17 protein-coding genes are annotated in these 20949 nt (G+C 42.9%); 12 read left to right on the top strand and 5 right to left on the bottom strand.

What is annotated here, in order from left to right; translation table 11 throughout:
• Positions 1-3 precede the first annotated feature (3 nt).
• Together nuoN and Q6344_03560 are read left to right on the top strand one after the other, a co-directional pair.
• A complete protein-coding gene (gene nuoN, locus Q6344_03555) occupies positions 4-1482 on the top strand; it encodes an NADH-quinone oxidoreductase subunit NuoN (protein ID WLG14426.1) in 1479 nt (492 codons plus the stop codon).
• A gap of 167 nt (positions 1483-1649) precedes the next feature.
• On the top strand, positions 1650-2483 hold the full coding sequence (locus Q6344_03560; GenBank protein ID WLG14427.1) for a ferredoxin--NADP reductase: 834 nt from the start codon (positions 1650-1652) through the stop codon (positions 2481-2483).
• Between the two features lie 141 nt (positions 2484-2624).
• Here Q6344_03560 and Q6344_03565 read toward each other — a convergent pair whose 3' ends face one another.
• A complete protein-coding gene (locus Q6344_03565; GenBank protein ID WLG14428.1) occupies positions 2625-3404 on the bottom strand; it encodes a hypothetical protein in 780 nt (259 codons plus the stop codon).
• 528 nt (positions 3405-3932) lie between these two features.
• Between Q6344_03565 and Q6344_03570 the strand changes: the two genes are divergently transcribed.
• Together Q6344_03570 and Q6344_03575 are read left to right on the top strand one after the other, a co-directional pair.
• The gene (locus Q6344_03570; GenBank protein ID WLG14429.1) at positions 3933-4820 is read left to right on the top strand and encodes an energy transducer TonB; all 888 of its coding nucleotides are present in this window, start codon (positions 3933-3935) and stop codon (positions 4818-4820) included.
• Positions 4821-4928: 108 nt separating this feature from the next.
• Positions 4929-5804 carry a mechanosensitive ion channel gene (locus Q6344_03575; GenBank protein WLG14430.1) on the top strand — a complete coding sequence of 292 codons (876 nt, stop codon included), beginning with the start codon at positions 4929-4931 and terminating at the stop codon, positions 5802-5804.
• 17 nt (positions 5805-5821) lie between these two features.
• Here Q6344_03575 and ybeY read toward each other — a convergent pair whose 3' ends face one another.
• Positions 5822-6436: an rRNA maturation RNase YbeY gene (gene ybeY, locus Q6344_03580; GenBank protein ID WLG14431.1), complete on the bottom strand. Its 615-nt coding sequence runs from the start codon at positions 6434-6436 to the stop codon at positions 5822-5824.
• Between the two features lie 152 nt (positions 6437-6588).
• A complete protein-coding gene (locus Q6344_03585) occupies positions 6589-7683 on the bottom strand; it encodes a PhoH family protein (protein ID WLG15136.1) in 1095 nt (364 codons plus the stop codon).
• 633 nt (positions 7684-8316) lie between these two features.
• Here Q6344_03585 and Q6344_03590 point away from each other — a divergent pair.
• The 5 genes from Q6344_03590 to Q6344_03610 all read left to right on the top strand — a co-directional run bounded on the left by Q6344_03590 (position 8317) and on the right by Q6344_03610 (position 13656).
• Entirely contained in the window at positions 8317-9624 is a 1308-nt protein-coding gene (locus tag Q6344_03590; GenBank protein WLG14432.1) for an FAD-dependent monooxygenase, read from the top strand.
• 73 nt (positions 9625-9697) lie between these two features.
• On the top strand, positions 9698-10966 hold the full coding sequence (locus Q6344_03595; GenBank protein ID WLG14433.1) for an FAD-dependent monooxygenase: 1269 nt from the start codon (positions 9698-9700) through the stop codon (positions 10964-10966).
• A 38-nt stretch (positions 10967-11004) separates the two neighbouring features.
• Positions 11005-11724, top strand: a complete 720-nt coding sequence (locus Q6344_03600) for a thrombospondin type 3 repeat-containing protein (GenBank protein ID WLG14434.1) — start codon at positions 11005-11007, stop codon at positions 11722-11724.
• Between the two features lie 12 nt (positions 11725-11736).
• Complete coding sequence (locus tag Q6344_03605) at positions 11737-12399, top strand: OmpA family protein (GenBank protein WLG14435.1); 663 nt, start codon at positions 11737-11739, stop codon at positions 12397-12399.
• A gap of 60 nt (positions 12400-12459) precedes the next feature.
• Positions 12460-13656: a hypothetical protein gene (locus Q6344_03610; protein ID WLG14436.1), complete on the top strand. Its 1197-nt coding sequence runs from the start codon at positions 12460-12462 to the stop codon at positions 13654-13656.
• Positions 13657-13763: 107 nt separating this feature from the next.
• Here Q6344_03610 and Q6344_03615 read toward each other — a convergent pair whose 3' ends face one another.
• Entirely contained in the window at positions 13764-14408 is a 645-nt protein-coding gene (locus Q6344_03615) for a TetR/AcrR family transcriptional regulator (protein WLG14437.1), read from the bottom strand.
• A 159-nt stretch (positions 14409-14567) separates the two neighbouring features.
• Here Q6344_03615 and Q6344_03620 point away from each other — a divergent pair, with 159 nt between their 5' ends.
• On the top strand, positions 14568-15680 hold the full coding sequence (locus Q6344_03620; GenBank protein ID WLG14438.1) for a hypothetical protein: 1113 nt from the start codon (positions 14568-14570) through the stop codon (positions 15678-15680).
• 93 nt (positions 15681-15773) lie between these two features.
• Here Q6344_03620 and Q6344_03625 read toward each other — a convergent pair whose 3' ends face one another.
• Entirely contained in the window at positions 15774-16685 is a 912-nt protein-coding gene (locus Q6344_03625) for a lysine exporter LysO family protein (protein WLG14439.1), read from the bottom strand.
• A gap of 269 nt (positions 16686-16954) precedes the next feature.
• Here Q6344_03625 and Q6344_03630 point away from each other — a divergent pair, with 269 nt between their 5' ends.
• Both Q6344_03630 and Q6344_03635 read left to right on the top strand, forming a co-directional pair.
• Entirely contained in the window at positions 16955-19741 is a 2787-nt protein-coding gene (locus tag Q6344_03630; GenBank protein ID WLG14440.1) for an alpha/beta fold hydrolase, read from the top strand.
• On the top strand, positions 19734-20948 hold the full coding sequence (locus Q6344_03635) for a patatin-like phospholipase family protein (GenBank protein WLG14441.1): 1215 nt from the start codon (positions 19734-19736) through the stop codon (positions 20946-20948). The genes Q6344_03630 and Q6344_03635 overlap by 8 nt, the downstream gene beginning before the upstream one ends.
• Position 20949: the final 1 nt, after the last annotated feature.

Here is a 20949-nt window from a genome sequence, read left to right on the forward strand (position 1 = left end):
GTCATGAATGATATTACGATGAATGATTTGATGGGATTGTTGCCTTATGCGCCAATCATTGCCGTTGTTATTACGGTATTGGTGGTCATGATTGCCATCGCAATTAAACGCTCACATATGGTGACTGGTACGATAACGGTCGTCGGCTTAAATATTGGTCTGTTTACCCTCATTGGGCAAATGACAGGTATGGTGAATAGCGGTACTCTCGTGCCAAATGCTGAGCAGTTATTCGTTATTGATAACTTTGCTCAGTTTAACATGGTGATTATTTTTATCTGTGCATTGGCTTGCTGTACGTTATCTTATGCGTATTTGGCCAATCTCAAGGATAATAAAGAAGAGCTATATTTGCTCATGTTGCTATCGACGATTGGTGCTTTACTGATGGTCAGTGCTCAGCATTTAGCGTCATTCTTTATGAGCTTAGAGATGCTGTCTATACCGCTATACGGCATGCTGTCATATACCTATATGCGCAACCGCTCGCTTGAGTCAGGACTGAAATACTTGGTGCTGTCAGCGACGGCATCGGCGACATTGCTCATGGGTATGGCATTTATCTACGCCGAAGTAGGCTCGCTCGCCTTTAAGCCAATCAGTATGGTATTAGGTGATGTTTTTGAGTCGCCACTACTGATACTTGGTGCGGCGATGATGATGTTTGGTATCGCCTTCAAACTCTCTGCTGCGCCGTTTCATATGTGGACACCAGATGTATACGAAGGCGCTCCAGCACCAATCGCTACCTTTTTAGCATCGGTATCAAAAGTAGCTATGATGGGCTTGGCGGTTCGTTTCTTAATCGATACGTCTTTATTGGCATTGCCATCGGTGCAAATGCTGTTAATGGTCATGGCAACTTTATCTATTTTGATCGGTAACTTATTAGCAGTACGTCAAACCAGCCTCAAACGCCTATTGGGTTATTCATCCATTGCCCATATGGGTTATGTGTTGATTGTCATCGTCAGTATCGGCGCGGCAGCGGATAGTATCTCTAGTATGTATATGGCTGTTTATGCATTAACCTCTATCGGTGCCTTTGGTGTTGTGACCTTGATGTCGAGCCCTTATCGTTTATCTGGTGAGGCTGATGAGCTGACCCATTATCAAGGGCTGTTTTGGCGTCGTCCCGTATTGACTGCGGTTATGACTATTATGATGTTGTCATTGGCGGGTATTCCGTTGACGGCAGGCTTTATTACCAAGCTATTTGCGATATTGGCAGCGGTACAAGGAACTAATTGGTTCTTGGCAGCGATGATTATCTTGGGTAGTGCGATCGGCTTATTCTATTACTTGCGCGTGATGCTCACCCTCTTTAAACGTCCGAAACAGTTCATTGAGTTTGACGTTTCTAGCCAATGGGCGATGCGTACTGGCGGGATCATGGTTATTGCGGTGACCGCGATGATTATCTTCTTTGGTATCTTGCCAAACAGCATGATTGAATGGGCAAGTCTGGCACGTATTTGGTAAATAGCAAAAGGGTAAGTAGGGGTATGCTGATACCGCTGCTTATCTGTTATTACGGTCAGAAACCCAAGATGCGCCAGCTTTGTGATAAGCTTGGCGCATCTTTTATTTTGTGTCGTTTAAAGTCTTGATAAAAATAATGATTACTAAAAAGTGAGTCGATAATTCTTATGAGTGATAATATTCAGACAGTAACTGTGCTTAGTAAGACCACGTGGACGCCAAACCTATTTAGCTTCACTGTCAGCCGTCCTGATAGCTTTAAGTTTACTGCGGGTCAATTTGTGCGTTTGGGCGTCAATCCCAGTCAATTAAAATATTACCAGCAGCAACAAGGCGACACCGTTAACGATGTACCTGATGCTGCATTGAATGAAGACATCTTTCGGGCTTATTCCATCGTCTCTTCACCTTTTGATGAAGTATTAGAATTTTTCTCTATTGTCATCCCCGATGGTGCATTTACGTCGCAGTTGCAGCACCTAGAAGTGGGCGATGAGCTGCTGCTTAATACCATGCCGTTTGGTTTTTTGACGTTAGCACGTTATCAAAAGCCTTTACCAAAAGATTTATGGCTGCTCGCGACTGGAACGGGCTTGGCACCATTTTTATCAATGTTACAAGATTTGCAGACGTGGGAAGATTACGAGCACATCATCTTGGCTTATAGTGCGCGCTCGATAGAAGAGCTTGCCTATATCGACAAGATTGAAAGTTTGCAAGAAGACTTTGGTTCTCTAGTTAATAATCCTGCAAAACTAATCTTTATTCCTATCGTTACCCGTGAACCTGTCGAAGGCGCCCTGACAGAGCGTCTGCCCAAGCTGCTGCTAGATGGTACGCTGCAAGAGCGAGCGGGCATCGCCTTGGATGTTGATAGCACGCACGTCATGTTATGTGGCAATCCAGACATGGTGGAAGATACCAAAGAGGCGCTCAAGACTTTAGGTTTGGTGATGAATCGTCGCGGCGAGGGCAATATTGCGGTAGAAAATTACTGGTAGTTGCATGATTGATGACGGCACGCTTTAGAAGCCATTGAAAATTTTCTTGATAAAAAAGCGCTGACGCTAAAAGACAACAATAGTCTCTAAGTGTCAGCGCTTTTTTGCTAAGTAAAAAACGTCATTTGTATACTGAGGGGTTTATACCTGACTCGGCTCGGTCGCATCATCTATTGGGTTAATAGGGCCTTGCATCAGCTCAGGCTCATCATCATCGCCGATAATATCTTCGTTACTGCTGGCAGCCAATAAATCACGATAATTGATTTGAGTTTTTAAAATCATTTGCTCTTCTTCAAGCTCGCCATAGTTGACTTGAACTTTATGCAAAGTGCTCATGATTTTTTTGTTCTTTTTTAACCAACGATTGATATCAAGGTAGATAACCTCGTCTTTTGCACGGGCGATATTGATATAAGAGAGAATAAAGCCTAATGGGTCTTTTTTTAGAATAGTGTGATAAAACCAAATAAACAGTTTGATACCTTGGCGCTTAATAAACGACTCACAACGTAGATTTAGCACATCAGTATAAGTCTGTTGACCAAAGACAAATCGCTGGACGTTACGATCGAGCTGTACATGAATCAAACTAAAATTACTCGCCACCTCTGCATAAATTCCACCAGCATCGACCGTACAGTATAAGCGGAACCAGTCATCATGCATTTCAACACGTAGCTCTAAGATGGCTTTTACATTATCAGTGACGAACTTCTGCAGCGCATCATTGACATAAATCTGTGCCACTGGCAGCGACAACTCATCTTCGAATTTATCAGTCGTTCTATGATATATCTGTTTGATGGATTGGGTAAGGCGCTCCCAACCATCGCTAAATGATTCGTCGAAACGATAGCCCATATTTTCAAAAAATTCATCAAAATTGTCTGAATTATCCCTGTTATCAAAATCACTCAAACTTATTATCCTTATAATTATAGGGGAGGTAGCTGACTCAATGGCATAAAGAGCGACTGATTAAAAAATGACAGACAGACTGTTCTTTAATGAAAGCTGGCGAGTGATCATTACATGCGTTTTTGCTTAATCAGCAATAATCTGTCCAGTTTATTTACGCCTATTTAACCCGCCCTAATGACACAAAAATTATAAAACAGTATATAACAAATATGATGGCTTCAAAATGGACACATGGGTTTTGTCGCAAATCATTTAATTGGCAATGCTTATATGTTCAAAATACGGTCTAGCGATGACATACTCGCATTGGTGTTATATCATTTTTGCTGGTTTAGCTTGTCAATAAATTGACCAAAGGAGACAAATAATGTGTGAGCGGGTTAAAATGAGTCGGCAACGGTTGTGCTAGCGACAGAATTCTATGTCATGTTATGATAGCGCCAGTATAAATCCTGCCCATTATCATAACGCTTATTACTTGCTGTCTTGTATTTATAAGCTCATATTCATAAGCTGAGACCCATTGTGGCCTATATCAAAGATTCACAAAGCTATCATTTTTCCGCGCAAGCACCTAAGCGGGATGTTAGTTTACCGGTAGCCATCGTTATCGCTGTGGCCGTACACGCCATTATTATTTTTGGTATTGGCTTTTCGATGGGCAAAGATCCTGCGGCAATGATGCAAGATGTGGCAAAAGCGCTAACCGACAATATGCAGCCAAATGAAGACGCTCACTTTATTGCTAATGCCTCCCAAAAAGGTGGCGGCACAGTGGAGGAGCAATTAAGACAAGAGAACGACCAAATCAGCCCATTGTCTGCTGAGCAAATAAGTGAGACGCAAGATGTGATTAGCCTGCAGCGTCAAGTCCGCCAGCAGCATTACCAAGAAAGCTATCTGCGTACCACCTTAAGCTGGCGTCAAGCGAGCGTGGAGTCTGATAATGATAGCAAGCAAGCACAAGATGATATGATGGCGCAAGAAGAGCGTCTGCGTAAACAAATTGCTACTTTAGAGACACAGCTGTCTCAACGTCAGCAAGTCTATGCAACCAAATCAAAAGTCGTGACGGTCGATAGCAACTCGACGACGCGTGGTGCCGCGGCTGATTATATTAATACTTTCCGTGAGCATGTCGAACGCATTGGGAATTTGCATTATCCCATGCAGGCACGGGCTCAAGGTATCACGGGCGAAGTGCGCCTTATGGTCATCATTAGTAGTGATGGTAATATTAAAGCCATACGTCTGCTTGAAAGCTCCAACTCCACATTATTAGATGAAGCAGCAAAACAATCAGTACGCCAAGCAGCGCCCTTTGGTAAGTTCACCAAAGACATGGAAGATATTGTTGAGCTGCGTTTGATACGTACCTATCGTTACAGCGATAAAGTGGATGTTACTTATTAGGGCGTGTTGAATATATAGATGATGAGCGTTAGCTACGCTGCAAACAGATAAGATACCAATATTTATAACAAACGAATACCACACACCGCTATAAAATAAAGAGTCAGTATGGAATTTTTAGGTTTTACAATAGATGTTGCCAACTTAACCAGTAACGCATTAAGCTTGGTCATTAAAGTTGCGCTAGCGATATTAATATTCGTCGTAGGTCGCTGGCTTGCCAAAAAGGCAGTCACCGTTGCTCACAAAATGATGTTGCGTAGTCGCTTAGATGACACCGTTGCGAACTTTTTAGGTCGTCTAATCTACGGAGTGTTACTGGTCGTGGTTGCATTAGCTGCCTTGAGTAAGGTTGGCGTACAGACTACCTCAGTCGTCGCTATATTGGGCGGTGCTGCAGTAGCCATTGGTCTGTCACTAAAAGATCAGTTGTCTAACTTTGCCGCTGGCATCATGATTGTGACGTTTCGCCCCTTTGTGCGCGGCGATTATGTGCAAATCAGCAGCTACACAGGAACCGTAACAGAAATCACTTTGGTCAATACCCACCTGACGACGATAAACAATCACGATATCATTATCCCAAATAGTGATATTACGACTTCAGCTGTGACGAACTATACGGCGCTACCCAACCGCCGTGTCGATATCACGGTCGGTATTGGCTATGATGCCGATATCAAAACTGCCAAAAACGTGATGCTGAATTTGGCAAAAAATAATCCGTTGGCCTTTACTGACCCTGAACCTATCGTACGCGTCACCAATTTGGGTGATAACTCAGTAGACTTGACGCTAAATATTTGGACAACCAATGCTGACTGGTGGACAATGCAGTGTGATTTGCTTGAGCAATTCAAATACGCCTTAGATGATGAAAAAATCGACATTCCATTCCCGCAGCGTAATGTCCATGTTAAAGGATTGGATCAGATGATTAATCAGATGAGTCAAGCACAAAAGCTACCGATGACCAAAGACTAGTCTCTAAAAAATATGAATTAAGTATAAGGGTTTGGAAGGCTGAGACCTGCTAAAATCTCAATTTCAAACCGTTCCATCTCATCTTGCTCGGCTTGTCCAAGCTCATGATCAAAACCCAATAAGTGCAGCACACCATGTATCAGTAAATGGCTAATGTGCTGTGCGGTTGTCTTTTCTTGCTCTGCGGCCTCACGTACTATGACGCCATGACAGATGACCAGCTCACCGAGGGAAAGCGTTGGCATCAGCTCAATAATTGCGGCTGGCAGATCACTTGGATAAGATAAAATATTGGTCGCATAATCCTTACCGCGTGCTTCCAGATTTAATGCCTGACCCTCAATTTCATCGGTAATGTATATGTCTAATACTTTAGATTTCTCTTGCCATAGCTCAGGGTCGATATCTACAAAATAGGGTAGCGTTAGACCTTCTTTAATGCGCCCATCGATATAATCCAACGCTGCCATCATCACAGACTGTAAGTGCTTACGATCATAAAAAGTGTCTAGTATGTCATCATCAATACTACTGGTGGCACTGATATCAAGTGCTGCCAAACTGGCATCATCGCCAGCACGCTCATTTGTATCATGGTTGTCAAAACTGTTGTTACCCTTCTCTTGGCTCATGCCATTATCCTTTTACTTTATTGTAAGATGGTGTGCTTTATCATCTGATAGAACTTATGACTAAAGCTAAAAAATGCTAGTCGTAAAAAACCGGATTACTGACAGTAATCCGGCTTTGCATTTTTATAACATTAAGTAGCAGGCTAGACCGTTTATAGCTTGGCTGCAGCATTAGCAATAACTTGTTTACGCTCTTGCTCTTTTCTGCGCTCAAACTTACGCTTTTCTTCTAACGCTACTTGTTCTTCATCATAAACATCGTAGGCTTCTACAATTTTCTGTACCAATTGATGACGTACCACATCTTTTGAATCAAACTTGGTGATATGAATTTCTTCAATACCAATTAAGATTTCCATTGCTTGCGCTAAGCCTGACTTATGACCACGTGGCAAATCGACCTGTGTAATATCACCTGTAATTACTGCTCGTGAACCGAAACCCAAACGGGTCAAAAACATTTTCATCTGTTCAGGCGTAGTGTTTTGCGCTTCATCTAAGATGACAAACGAGTTATTTAAAGTACGACCGCGCATATAGGCAAGGGGTGCGATTTCGATGACTTGTTTTTCAATCAGCTTGCCCACTTTTTCAACGCCGATCATCTCATATAGCGCATCATATAATGGACGCAAGTAGGGATCGATTTTTTGCGTCAAGTCACCTGGCAGAAAGCCCAGTTTTTCACCAGCTTCTACCGCCGGACGCACCAATAAAATCCGCTCAATCTCATTACGCTCAAGCATATCCACGGCGCAAGCCACGGCTAAATAGGTCTTACCCGTACCAGCAGGACCAATACCGAATGAGACATCAGAGTTCAGTACGTTTTGGACGTAGGTCTGCTGATTGCCACCGCGAGGAATGATACGACCTTTACGCGTGCGTAAGCTAACTGGCGTAAACTCGTGAGCTGATTCTAAGTCCGCCTCAGCGTCTGCATTATCCTTGGCTTCTTGCTCATCCGCTTCCATATCTTCATCACGAGAAATGCTCGATTGGATAATAAGATGTAGCTCCGCTGCACTAATGTCCTTGGTATTCTGTGCCTCATCTACCAGTTTATAAATAATACGTTCACCGCGCTCGACATTCGATATGTCGCCACTCAAACAGAAGTCACCTTGACGCTGCATGATTTTGATATCGAGGCGTTGTTGGATATATTTCATGTGGTTGTTGTATTCACCAAGCACGGTTTTGAGCTGTGCGGGTGTCAATGATTCAAACTTTATACGGCGGCTCATGGAATCAGTCAAGCGATTATCCTTTTATTATGTACCCCAACGCTATGATTTGGTTTTGATGGCATTGCGGGTTTAAGAGATAAAATGGTCGGTCGTTATGGTCTTGGCTTTACGTTATAGAGATAGAAATGACGGTAGAATTATTATTCGTTTTAGGAGTGGTGATAAGTAACGGTCTTGCCTTTATTATGGTCGATAGATTTTAAATTTCAAGCCATACGTCGAACAGATGCCACTGTTTTTGTACGACGATTGCAACCGCTTTTCGACCTTGATATTTTTATGTCTACTTTTGAGCGGGTTACGGCATGTCAAATAACTTTTAGAGCGTGACGAAATCAAGCGTTTCAGTTATACGTTTTGGCTACTGTTAAGGCGACAGAGTTGGAGGCGATTTGTGGTAATCTATGGGTGATGTCATAGTGCTTTATCGCTGAGTTTAAAATATGAATAAAATGATGAAGGCTGATGAAAGCTGACGAAGGTTAGGGCGTATTACGTATTCGACTAAGGCTATGCCAATGTGTAAATGTTCAATATGCCCTAAAAAATTAAAATAATTCTAGCGATTATTCATCGCTTATAGTGCGTGCGCCCAACAGCGTAAAATAGACATGAAAATTAGGAATAATAATGCAAAATACTGATGTAAATTTATCGAATGCTAAAAAAAAGTTTGAACATAAAAAGGCAGCTACTGAACAGCAGGTCCTCATCGCTGGCGGTGGTCATGTGGGATTGTCCTTTGCACTGTTACTAGCGCATCATGGTATTGCTAGCACGTTATTAGAAAAAAATAGCTACCCAACCATCAGTCCAAATGAGGACAGCAATCGCAGCCATTATTTAGACAGCCGCAATACAGCACTGTCACGTCGTACGGTACAGATTTATCAAGAGATTGGGTTATGGGATGAGTTGCAAAGTCATGCTTGTCGTATCGATGCGGTGCAAATTAGTGAGCAAGGCAGCTTTGGGCGTGCACAATTAAACAAAGCTGAAGAGCGGGTCGAGTCATTTGGACAAGTGATGGAAAATGCGTGGCTCGGACGTAAGCTTTTATTAGCCGCGCAGCAAGAGCCATTAATCACTTTGATCGATAATGCCAGTGTCAGTGCCGTGACCCAACAAGCGGATGGAGTGACACTCAGCTTTAACTATTATGGTGAAGGGGAACATGAGCAGCAATTGCAAGCTAGCGTGTTGGTCGCTTGTGATGGTCGCGATTCGACGGTACGCCAATTATTAAATATTGGCACGACGACTTATGATTATCAGCAGACGGCTATCGTCGGTGTGGTAGAAACTGACAAGCCACACGCGCATGTAGCGATTGAGCGTTTTAGTCCAGCAGGGCCATTGGCGGTATTGCCACTGACTGATCCAGACGGCGATAGCAATGACGACTATCAAAATGGTCATAGACGCTCAGTAGTTTGGGTATGTCCAAAAGGGGAAGAAAATAAATACTTAGAAGAGGATGCCCATTTCTTAGCGACATTGCAGCAAGCCTTTGGTGAGCGTGCGGGCACGTTTGTCGCTGCTGGTCGCCGCGGCGCTTATCCACTGACACGCGTGCTGGCAGATAAGCAAGTAGAGGGTCGCTGTGTCATCATGGGCAATGCTGCTCATACCTTGCACCCTGTCGCTGGTCAAGGTTTTAACCTCTGTATGCGCGATGCTCATGTGCTGGCACAAATGATGAGCGCGCAAGTGCTAAAAGGCGAAGACATCGGCGATACGCAACTGTTAAAACGCTATGAAAAAGCACGTCTAAGCGATCAAAAACGCGTCATTCGATTCTGTGATGCCGTGGTACATGGTTTTACCCATCCTAATCCAGCCATCAAGTTGGCGCGAAATGTGGCCTTGGTTGCCTTTGATAAACTGCCAAATATTAAGCCACTAGTCGCTAACTACGCGATGGGATTAAAGTCTTAGTTTGCCATATCACGGTATATTAACGGTCTAGACCAATGTTCTATACGATTGCACTTAACTGTAGGAATAACTTATGAAGAATAATCATACGCTGATTATCGGTAGCGGTATTGTTGGGGCAACGCTTGCTTTAAAGTTGGCGCAAGCAAAAATGCCCGTGACGTTAATTGATGCCCGTCCTGCACGTGATGACTCAGAATGGCAACAGGTGCTTGGCAAGCGGGATGCGCGCGTTTATGCCTTGAGCTTGGCAAGTATTAACTTACTTAAAGACGTGGGCGCATGGCAAAAGATAGCAGCATCAGAGCGCAAAGCGGACTACTCGCAAATGCAGGTGTGGCAACTAAACGGCATGGGTGAGCTATTATTTGGCGATAGCGGCGATAATCATCCTAACAATCATTTACCGCAAATGCTCGGTAGCATGGTCGAGCCTGCTGTCATTGAACATGCGTTATGGCAATGCCTGTATGAAGATGATGTCAGTGACTATCTAACCATTATCGCGGGGCAAAAAGTTACAAACATGGATTGGTTAGGTGCAGAGCAAGGCTACCGTGTGACGTTAGACAATCAGACTGCTATCGATGCGATGCTGCTGGTTGGTGCCGATGGTCGTGGCTCATTTGTACGCCAACAAGCGGCGATTGGGCTGGACACACTCGATTATAATCAAACCGCTATTTGCTGTGCGATTCACACCAAGAAACAGCATCAAGCAACCGCCCGTCAGGCGATGCTGCCTACAGGTACGCTGGCACTATTGCCGCTCGCTGATATTACTGATGCAGATAAAGCCAACCCACAACATTGGCAGTCGATCGTATGGACATTGCCGCGTAATCAAGCATTGGCGTTGATAGAGGAGGACGCGCGCGTCATTGCTGATAAATTGGCTGCTGCCAGTAACTATGAGCTAGGTGCTATCACTCAGATTGAGTCAATTGCTAGCTTTCCACTGACTGCGCAACAAGCGAAAAGCTACGTTGCGGACAACTTAGTCTTGATCGGTGATGCAGCGCATGGCGTCCATCCGCTGGCAGGTCAAGGGTTGAATTTAGGCATGCTCGATGTACAGGCTTTAAGCGAGCAATTGGCACATGATTTTGAACGTAGTGGTGGAACCAGTTGGGGCAGTAATCAAACGTTGCGTAGCTACGAGCGTTTGCGCCGTCCGCATAACAGTCTAATGATGCACAGCTTCTCGGCGCTTAATTGGCTATTTGCAGGGTCGCTTGCACAGATGCGTCCTATTCAACAAATTCGTAATGAAGGTATGTATCGCGTTGGCAAAATTAAGCTACTAATGAGACTGTTTGCTAAGCAGGCGAGTGGGGTTTAAGGTTTGAATCAAGTTATTAACTAAACTAAGGATGGCGTATGAAGACTCAGTCATGGATGGCGATAGCCATCGTAATAGCTAGTTTTATTTTAGCCTCCTGCCAATCTACACCTAAAAATAATACAATAGATAAAAAGGCAGACAACACACCTAAAGTATTGATAGAGCCACTTGCAGATACAGACAATGACGGCGTGCCCGATGAACTTGATAACTGTCCTAACACTGCTGAAGAGGTCAAGGTTGATCCCTATGGTTGTCCAGTGGCGGTCAATTTGATTGGGTCACTAGTAATGGATATTCGAGTCTATTTCACCTCAGATAGCCTTACCCTAACCAACGAAGCTTATTTAACTGAAGTACAAAAGGTCGCTGAAAAAACGCGTAACAACCCTAATTTAGTTACCATTTTATCAGGCCATATCTCCAAAGTTGAAGCTGAAAACCGTCAAGCCACTAACGCCACGCCTAATAATAGGCGCTTAGCGAGTAATCGCGTGAAATTAGTCAAAGATTATTTAGTAGAGCAAGGGATTGTTGCTGATAAAATTTTGGCGTTTGATTGCAGGGATAAAATTCAGCTTGGTGTTAATAATGAAGGTGCTAATATTGAAACTGAAAAGCATGCTGCTGAAATGTCATCGTTGAATCAAAGAGTTTTTGGGGCGGTAATAGAAGCTGATAAAGCATATTCTAGGAATTACCCTGATGAGCAGCATTCTTTAAAGCATTATAAAGAAGTCTGTCAGCAGCTTTAGAAGAAATAATTTATGAATACGCTATTGAGAAGTATACTTGTTGTTTTAATCAGCGTCTTAACGCTATCCGCATGTCAAACGCATGACTTGTCTAACCAAAAAGCTCAAACTATTAATTTGCCAATTATTCTGATTAATTTAGATAGCGACGGCGACGGCGTGCCTGATGATTTAGATCAATGCCCAAATACGACAGAGAACGTGGTAGTGGACGAAAGAGGTTGTCCTGAGATTACAAGTCTTATTGGTATGCCTCCAATGATGGAGTATCGTGCTTTTTTTACCAAGGACAGCAGTGAATTACTGCCACAGTATCATGATGAGCTTGATAGAGTAGCAGAACAAATGAATAACTATGATACGGCTACTATGAAAATTGAAGCTCATGTCTCGAAGGATGAGGTCAATAAAGCTTCTACCTCAATGTTGCAATCAAACTCACTGGCTAAGAATAGAGCACTCATTGTCAAAAATTACCTAATTTTAAATCACAAAATCGAGTCTAGTCGTCTGACTACTCTCGATTGCGGTATTAAAGGTTCTATTGCACCTTCTGATACCGAGGAAGGCAGATCTATGAATCGTAGAGTTTATAGCTTAGTAACTGATTTAAAAAACTGCAAAGCTAATTATTATCAAAGTGACCTAGGCTCAAACAGGTGTATCGAGTTTTAGTTTTTGTCATTTATTAATAAATAACCATAAGATAAAAATAACTACTCGAAGGCAAATCTCATGCTTATCCCTAAATACTGGGCGCAACACAAACAGCGCTTTGAATCGCTAGAAACGTCTAGTAACCCTTCCAAGCAAGCCACTATCAAACGTTACGGTTGGTCAGATATCAGCCAAATGGAAGCGCTATCCCATGCTAAATCACGAGTCAATGAGGCGCATAATCGCTGGCTGGCAGGTGAAGATATCTTACGTCGTGAGCGCAGGGAAGAGTATAACGAAGGCAATAGCATTCCTATTCGTGAAGAGATTATTTCTGAGCATGATTTTCCAGAAAATGAACTATCTAATAATAGTGCAGCAGTAACGAAGCTTATCGTTACGCGTAACAGCTACGGTGCTCAAGTGGCTAACGTCGATAATATTGCCATTATCGATGTCGATAATGATGATTTATTGCGTCATATCTATCCTGATGATTATACTCATCATGGCTTTATGCCTGCCTTCCTCGTTAATCAAAGCAATCCCGCCAGCAAAATTAAAATTTGGCTTTTTGTTGTTGTTTTTATAATTATTGCCAGTGTCATCGCTTGGCTAGGATTGTCTTGGTTGTGGCTATTGGCAGTTATGTTTGGTGTGACTGCTTATCTATGGCAACAAGCCAGTGCCAGAGACAAGACCCGAGCGCAAAAATATGCCGATGATGCCGCCTCACTACTGCCCTATATGACGGATTTGATCAAAAAACGTGTTGCGAATCATCCTATCGAATGTTTTCGTTTATATCAAACACCTGCAGGCTTTCGTATTATTGCGACTCACGATGTTGTATCGCCAAGTGATAACGTGGTAAAAGACTGGTTTGCGTATTTCCATGCGGATACCAATTATGTTCGTCTCTGTCAGGCGCAGCAGTGTTTCCGAGCGCGGCTCACTGCTAAGCCGTGGCGTATGAGTGAGGTTGAAAACAATAAGTTGGCTAAAGATATCCCTGCTAAGGACTTTTGGTTTGGTTCTAATAATATCGATGTAGATAGTAGCATTGAGCAACGTCAAGATGAGTTAAAAGCACGTAAACAGTGGATTGTTGACTATGATCGTTTTGCAAAAGGCTATCGTGCTTGTCATTATGTTGAGAGTTTTTCTGGGAAAGAATCTATTGATAGAAATATAGCAGCTACGCAAGCTATTGATGCTTTTGTCGAGTGGCATGATAGAGTTTATCAGGTGGAAAAAAATCTAGAGATGGCTTAAATATTTTTTACTTTATCAATGTTATGTCAAAAGATGATATCGAACCTAGGGCGTGTCTTCATTTTTATTACCATTTAGATGCCTATGAAGTGATTTGAAGACACGCTCTAATCTTCTAAGCCTATATTCATCAAATGTAAGACAGAATTACGCACTTCAGATTCAATACCACTCAAAAAGCTATGCTGCTTTTTACCAAAGCCTCGCACCAACGATAAACCCTCAATCATAGAAACAATTAATACAGCAATTTTCTTAGTCTTATCAGAAGATACTTCTAGATTTAACTCTTGCAGCATTTCGGCGACTGTATCGATATAAGCACTATAAAAGCTATTCATTACTTCTGAAATTTCAGGGTTTCTAGCTGATAAAGCCCATAACTCCCAAAATATTTTGCAAGATTCTTCTTGCTGCTGATCTCTTAGTAAGTAATCTATAGCAGCAAATACTCGCTGGCGTGCAGTATTTTCTTGCTCGACAGCAAACTGTGATATTTGCTGTATGTAATCCTCCAAAAAACGCTCTAATAGTTTTTGAATGAGTAGGGTACGCGAGGGAAAGTAATATTGCAGATTACTAAGTCGAATATCTAATCGCTCTGACAATTGACGCATAGTAAATTGACCGTAGCCTTCTTCAATCAGCAATGCTGTTGCAGCATCCAATATTTGCTTAACACGTGCGCGACCTTTTTGCTGCACCGCTGTCCCTTGACGATTTCCTAAATCTTTGACTTCTTTTTTTTTCATATTTATCCGCTTATTATTTACATATAGTATGATTGTACAGGAAGCTGCATCGAATACTATACTACTTTAGGTCAAGTTACCTATTTAAGTCTTGTGTTAAATTAGTCTTTACTTTATTATTAGGTCGTTTGACCTATTTTAATAATGTGGATGAGCTTTATGAGCATAAATATTGAAAAAGCAGTATTGATCGCAGGCGGTTATGGCGTAGTCGGTAGTCAAGTAGCACGCCTGTTTAGGCAGCGTCATCCTGATATTCCTTTATTACTCGGAGGTCGTAACCCAGAATCTGCAAGTACGCTTATTGACGAGATTGGTAACGCCAAAGCTATTGAACTGGACGTAACTGTTGATAAGCCGTTGGCGACATTAGATAGCAACCCGATAGTGATATTAAATGTGGTTAATGACTCGGACAATAATCTTTTAATAGGCAGTATTAATCGCTCAATAGCCTATGTCGATGTTACTAGATGGACGGATAAGATGCGTGAAGCTATTCTGTGTACTTCTACAAGAGATTTGCAGGCGCCAGTTTTATTGAGTTCAGGATGGATGGCTGGTGTAACGGCAATAATAACTGCTGTCGCTAGTCAAAAGTTTGCGATCATTAATAATATAGATATTGATATTCTGTATGGCATAGGGGATAAGTCAGGCCCTAATTCAATAGAATATATAGATCGAATGGCGATCCCTTTTGAGATAGTAGTAGAGGGAGAAAAGCAGCAAAGATATCCGTTTAGTGACCCAAAGACAGTCAAATTTCCTAGTGGGTATAAAGGGAGAGTATATCGTTTTGATACGCCAGATCAAATGACATTACCTAGTTCTCTTAATGCTAAAAGTGTGAGTACCCGTATAGGATATGATAGCGCTTTAGTCACTGGCAGTTTAGCTTTTTTGATAAAATCTGGAGTCATGAAGTTATTAGATCGACCAATATTCAATGGCATACGACGCGGTCTATTATATAGCTCTGGCGAAGGAGCCTCTCATGAAATTATAATTGAAATAGTAGGAACTAATAGTTCTGGCAATCCTAAAGTATCAGTGGTCAGTATTGTCGATCCAAAAGGGCAGACTCATCTCACTGCACTTGGTGCTGTGATCCAGTTAGAGCGAGTACTTGCTTTAAATGATCAACAAGCGCTGACTACAGACGTACACTTTCCAGAGCAGAGTGTTCAATTTTCGGCGGCTTTATCTTTATTAAGTGATAATGGGGTCAAAATAAATGGGTTAGAGGCTAACGATGACTCTCCCATATAAGTTATCTTAAATTATAAAATTGATCCAAAGCATTTTCGAGCAGAGTGACAGTCGATCAATCGTTTCCAATGATAATCTAGAAAGTAATAAAAACTACCCTAACGCTGAAAACACCACCATCAGCACTGGCGAAACAATATTAATAATAAAGCCAAAACTAATCGCTAAAGGCACAACTTTTAGACCACCTGATTGCTGAATAATTGGCAGGGTAAAATCCAAGCTCGTCGCGCCGCCAAGTCCAACTGCTGCTGATGGATATTTACGCATAAACACGGGAATAAATATCAGCGCAAAAAACTCACGTACCAAGTCATTAAATAGCGCGACACTGCCCCAAACCGCGCCATAAGCATCGGTCATCACAATCGCTGATAACGAATACCAACCAAACCCTGACGCCAGTGCCAAGCCTTTGGTCCACGATACCTCACTGAACATCAGCGCAAATATCAAGCCACCAACCAATACAGCTAGTGTAAAGATGACACTCATCTCAACGCCGCGCTTATTCAGCAGCACTTCTTTTAGCGTAATACCTGAGCCTTTTAAGCCAATGCCGACCAACAAAATTAATATCATCAGCATCACCGTCATGGTATTTTCAGGCGGCATATAATTGTCTGGTAAGAAATAACCAATCACCATACCAATGACCACACAAACGACTTGAGCGAGGCTACCACGGATACTCACGCGATGTTCTTTAGATTTTACGCTGGGTTTTTTGGCATGCCATGGACGCAGTCGGTCAAATAACATCAGGGCAAATAAACCACTGCCAATTGTCAAAATCGATAGTATGGTCACATACAGCGCAATTTCGCCTATCTGACTGCCAAGTCCTTCAACTTGTGACAGCTCAATACCAATCAGCGCTAAGATGATAAATACCAGATAAGATAAGCCTTTATCTGCAAGCTTTGTCATGGTTGGATGAGAAGGAATGGCAAAGCCAATAAACATTGGCATTAATACCAGAACAAGGGTAACTAGGCTTTGCATGGTGATTGGCTCGCGGCATTTTCAAAGGCGTTTTTAAGAAGCTGGAAATTGTATCACATGAAACGATCAATGCTGACATGAGCGGCTAAGATTCCGTGTAAAAGCCGACTGTTTAACGACCAACTATTGAGCGTTAAGATAAAATCGTGAATCACTAAGCCGTAAGTCAGGATTTCATTCATGATAATTTGACTGCTAACAACGCTTAAGTATTTACCTGACCAACTTTTGTTGCTACATTAATAGACTTACTATATTTGGCTTGCCTCATGTCGCTATATCAGCTCAAGTCTCAGTTTCAAGATCAGCTGCGCCCAATAAGTGATGCGTTGGTCGAGCAAAAGGTGACAGCAAATCAAGTGACGGTGTCAGCCGTATTACTGAGCCTTGGTACGGCCTATATGATTGCCAAACCCGCAACTGAGCAGCAGGCATTATGGTTGCTGTTACCTTCATCACTGTTCGTGCGTATGGCGCTCAATGCTATCGATGGCATGATGGCGCGTGAGCATGGGCAAGCCTCAAGGTTTGGGGCAGTGCTGAATGAAGTGGGTGATATCGTGGCTGATACGGCGCTTATCGCAAGTTTAGCTCCGCATGTTGCTAATGGTAACTTACAAACGTCGGCAGTCAAATTACCAAACCATATATCAATCCATCAGCGTCATATTAGCGGTCTGATTGCGCTTAGTATAAGCACCGAGTTACTAGGTATCACCAGTAATACGATGTTAGACATTAGAGCAAACCAAGGGCCTTTAGGCAAAAGCGATCGTGCTTTTTTACTAGGTTTGCTTGGCGCTTTCATGGCGACTAAAATGCCGATCATGCTATCGCATATCAAAGCGGGTCCACTATTGATGCTGACAGAGGCGCTGCTACTAAAAACCTGCTTGAATCGCCTGCGTTATATGGCAGATTTATACTTGATACGTAAACCACCCGCGCTTCGTTCAAATTACTCAGAAACTCTTGAGTTAATACCAGAGTCATCGCATAAATCAGTTTTTCTTCTTGGTTGCCAAGAGAATGTTGGTCAACCCAATACGCTATTTTTCGATGCTGTTTCATCAAATTATTCTTTATTAAGCTATCCTCTATCAAATTTTTCTTCATTAAATGCCCCCTTATCAAATTCTGCTATTAAAACTTCCTTTTTGGAGCCTAAGATAATGCCGACCACCCCTCTCAATAATCATGAAAAAGTGGAGCAGGTTAGCGATACACTCAATTTATCGTCTTCCAAATTGATAAGCGGTGAAAATTGCTACAATGCTTACGATGGCACGGCGATTTATTATCGCTATTGGCTGACGATGCCTTTAGAAGGTATCAAACAAACCAGTCAGCCTCTGCGTCAAGTCATTTTATTACATCGTGGTCACGAGCATTCGGGACGACTAGCAGAACTTGGGCAACAGTTTGCGGCAGCAGGCTATCAAGTATTCGCTTGGGATGCGCGTGGTAATGGGCGCTCAGGTGGTATCAAGGATCATGCCGAAAGTGTTACCGAGCTTGAGCGCGATTTAGATGGTTTTGTGCAATTGGTTATCGGGCAAACGGGCATTGCTATCGAGGATACCTTAATCGTCGCCAGTAGTATCGGTGCAGTACTCGCCGCAGCATGGGTACATGATTACGCACCCAACATTCGCGGGATGATATTGGGTACACCAGCGTTGAGTATTCGCTTGTATATGCCATTTGCGATACCATCGCTAAAGGTAGCTCGCGCGCTTGGACTGATGTCACGCGTGAGCAGTTACGTCAAAGCGCAAGTATTGACTCATGATAAAGACGCACAGCAAGCTTATAATGCCGACCCGCTGATATCTAATAGCATTTCAACTGATCTGCTTATCGATACTCATGCAACCGGTCAACGCTTGCTCGATGATGCTAGCGCTATTACTGTACCGACGTTTATATTATGTGCAGGTAAAGATTACGTGGTCGATAAACAGGCAGAGCGCGATTTTTATGAGGCGATTAATACGACCAATAAACGCTGGCAGTTATATCCAGATAGCTATCATGCAATCTTCCATGAGACCAATAAGGCAGACGTCTTTGCAGATTGTATCGAGTTCGCTGAGCAGGTATTCAGTACGGATGTTAAGGTGCCTGATTTAAGCGCGGCTCATCTTAATAGTGCCAGTAAAGATAAGGTTGACCGTTTAGCGATTAAACCCTTTAACCCAAGCTTTGCCATTACTCGATTTGCCATGCAAAAATTTGGTCATGTCAGCGACGCGATTGCCACAGGACTGGAGCATGGGTTTGATTCGGGGCACTCGCTCGATCACGTCTACTATAATCAGCCGAGTGGTCAAAATAAATTTGGTCAAGCAGTCGATAAGTTTTACTTGAGCAATATTGGTTGGCAAGGGATTCGTATTCGCCGTGAGCATATATTGGAGCTGGCACGTGAAGCTCTGGCAGATATTGAAGACAAAAACCAGAGCAGTACTAAACCATACCAACCAAAAATACTCGATATTGCCAGTGGGCATGGCTTTTATGCCTTTGATTTACTGACAGAGTTTACTAACTTGCACGCTGAGCTACGCGATTATGAGCAGCATAATATCCAAGCATTACAGGCAAAGGCAGAGCAGTTAGAGATTTCTGATCGTGTCCTTACTTGTCAAAAAGATGCGTTTGACTCTGCCAGTTATTCTTATTTACAGAAGGCAAGTGACAATACTAAAGGCCTTGACGATAAAAAATTCGATATTGCTATCGCCTCTGGCGTGTTTGAGTTATTTTCTGATAATACGTTACCAGCTACCGCGTTATCAGGTATTTATGACAGTTTAAAAGCTGATGGTTATTTACTTTATACCAATCAGCCGTGGCATCCTGAGCAGGAATTTATCAGTAAAACCTTAAACAATCATCGCGGTAGCAGTTGGGTGATGCGCTGTCGCTCGCAAGCAGAAATGGATCAATTGGTTGAAAATGCTGGCTTTAAAAAAGTCGCCATGCGTATCGATCGCTTTGGTATCTTTACCGTGTCGCTAGCGATCAAAACAGCATCAACCAATCATGAATAATACTCATGCCAAACCTTATGAGCGCGTCCAGCTTTTCTCCGGAGGTGGCTCGCGTTTTGGTTATTATTTGGGCAGTTATGCGGCATTGGTTGCCCATGATTTGACGCCAGATATCATCGTCGGCACTTGCGGTGGTAGTCTGTCGGCTTATTTAGTCAATTTAGCGCCTGACCCCAAGGATTTGCAGGAGCTGATGTGTAGCCGTGAGTTGTACCGTGTCATTACTGCAATCAGACATGTCGCGCCAGACGAAGCCAATAGGCGACTAAAAATACGTTATATGACTCAGGCACTTAAACGCTGGCGCTTGTCACGGCAGCTGTCCAACCGCCAAAAACAGCAACAAGCAGACAGCTACAAACGACTATTAAGTGAGTTGCAGCATCTGGCGATGTTTCGAATTGATGGCGAGCGGCAATGGCTTGATGAATTGTCTCATTTTTCTCCCAAGCAGAATAATAATTCTTTTAATACCGCCGCGCCAGAGATAGCCATTATCGCTAGCCGACTGTATCAAGCACCCAATCAACCCGGCAATCAAACGCCTACTGCTGATAGTTCTGTTTACGACGAGTTTAAGCTGCAAGAGTTGTTATTTGCACCACCTCGTTTGGCAGCATCAGAGCACTTTGAGCAAATGCTTAACTCACCAGTGCATACGTTTGCCGATAGGCGTATCCATCAGTCAGTAAATATCGTAAAGCAGTGGGAATTTAGTTCAGCGGTTCGTGCTTCTATGGCAGATATGTATTATCTACCGCCAACGCATATTGAGACGCTCGGCTGGTGCTTAGGCGGGGTGATTAATCTCACGCCGATTGAGCTAGCATGTCAGTTGGGGCAGACGGTATTTGCAGAGACTAAGGCAGGTTATGATTCATGGCTTGCAGCTCCTGCGATCCAGCGCGTTTTTGGTTTTGACCCCAATGAGCGCTTGGCACAAGTGCATGGTTATGAGTCAGCAGAAATACTGTCACTTGCTGATTCTGCTGCAATCAAGCATCGAGTGAATCAGCTACATTGGTTGCCCTTTGCAGATAACGGTCAGCAGTTGGCAGGACAGCATGTACAAAAGCGTTTTAATATAAAGCAAATGACGGTTGAACTCATTCACAGTGACTATGACGGCTTTGTGCAGCAAGTGCAGGCGCAATGGCAATATGGCTATCAGCGTACGGCTGACTATGTACAGCAGCATGGTATATGAA

It is taken from the genome of Psychrobacter cibarius, from assembly GCA_030686115.1.
GTDB lineage: Bacteria > Pseudomonadota > Gammaproteobacteria > Pseudomonadales > Moraxellaceae > Psychrobacter > Psychrobacter cibarius_C.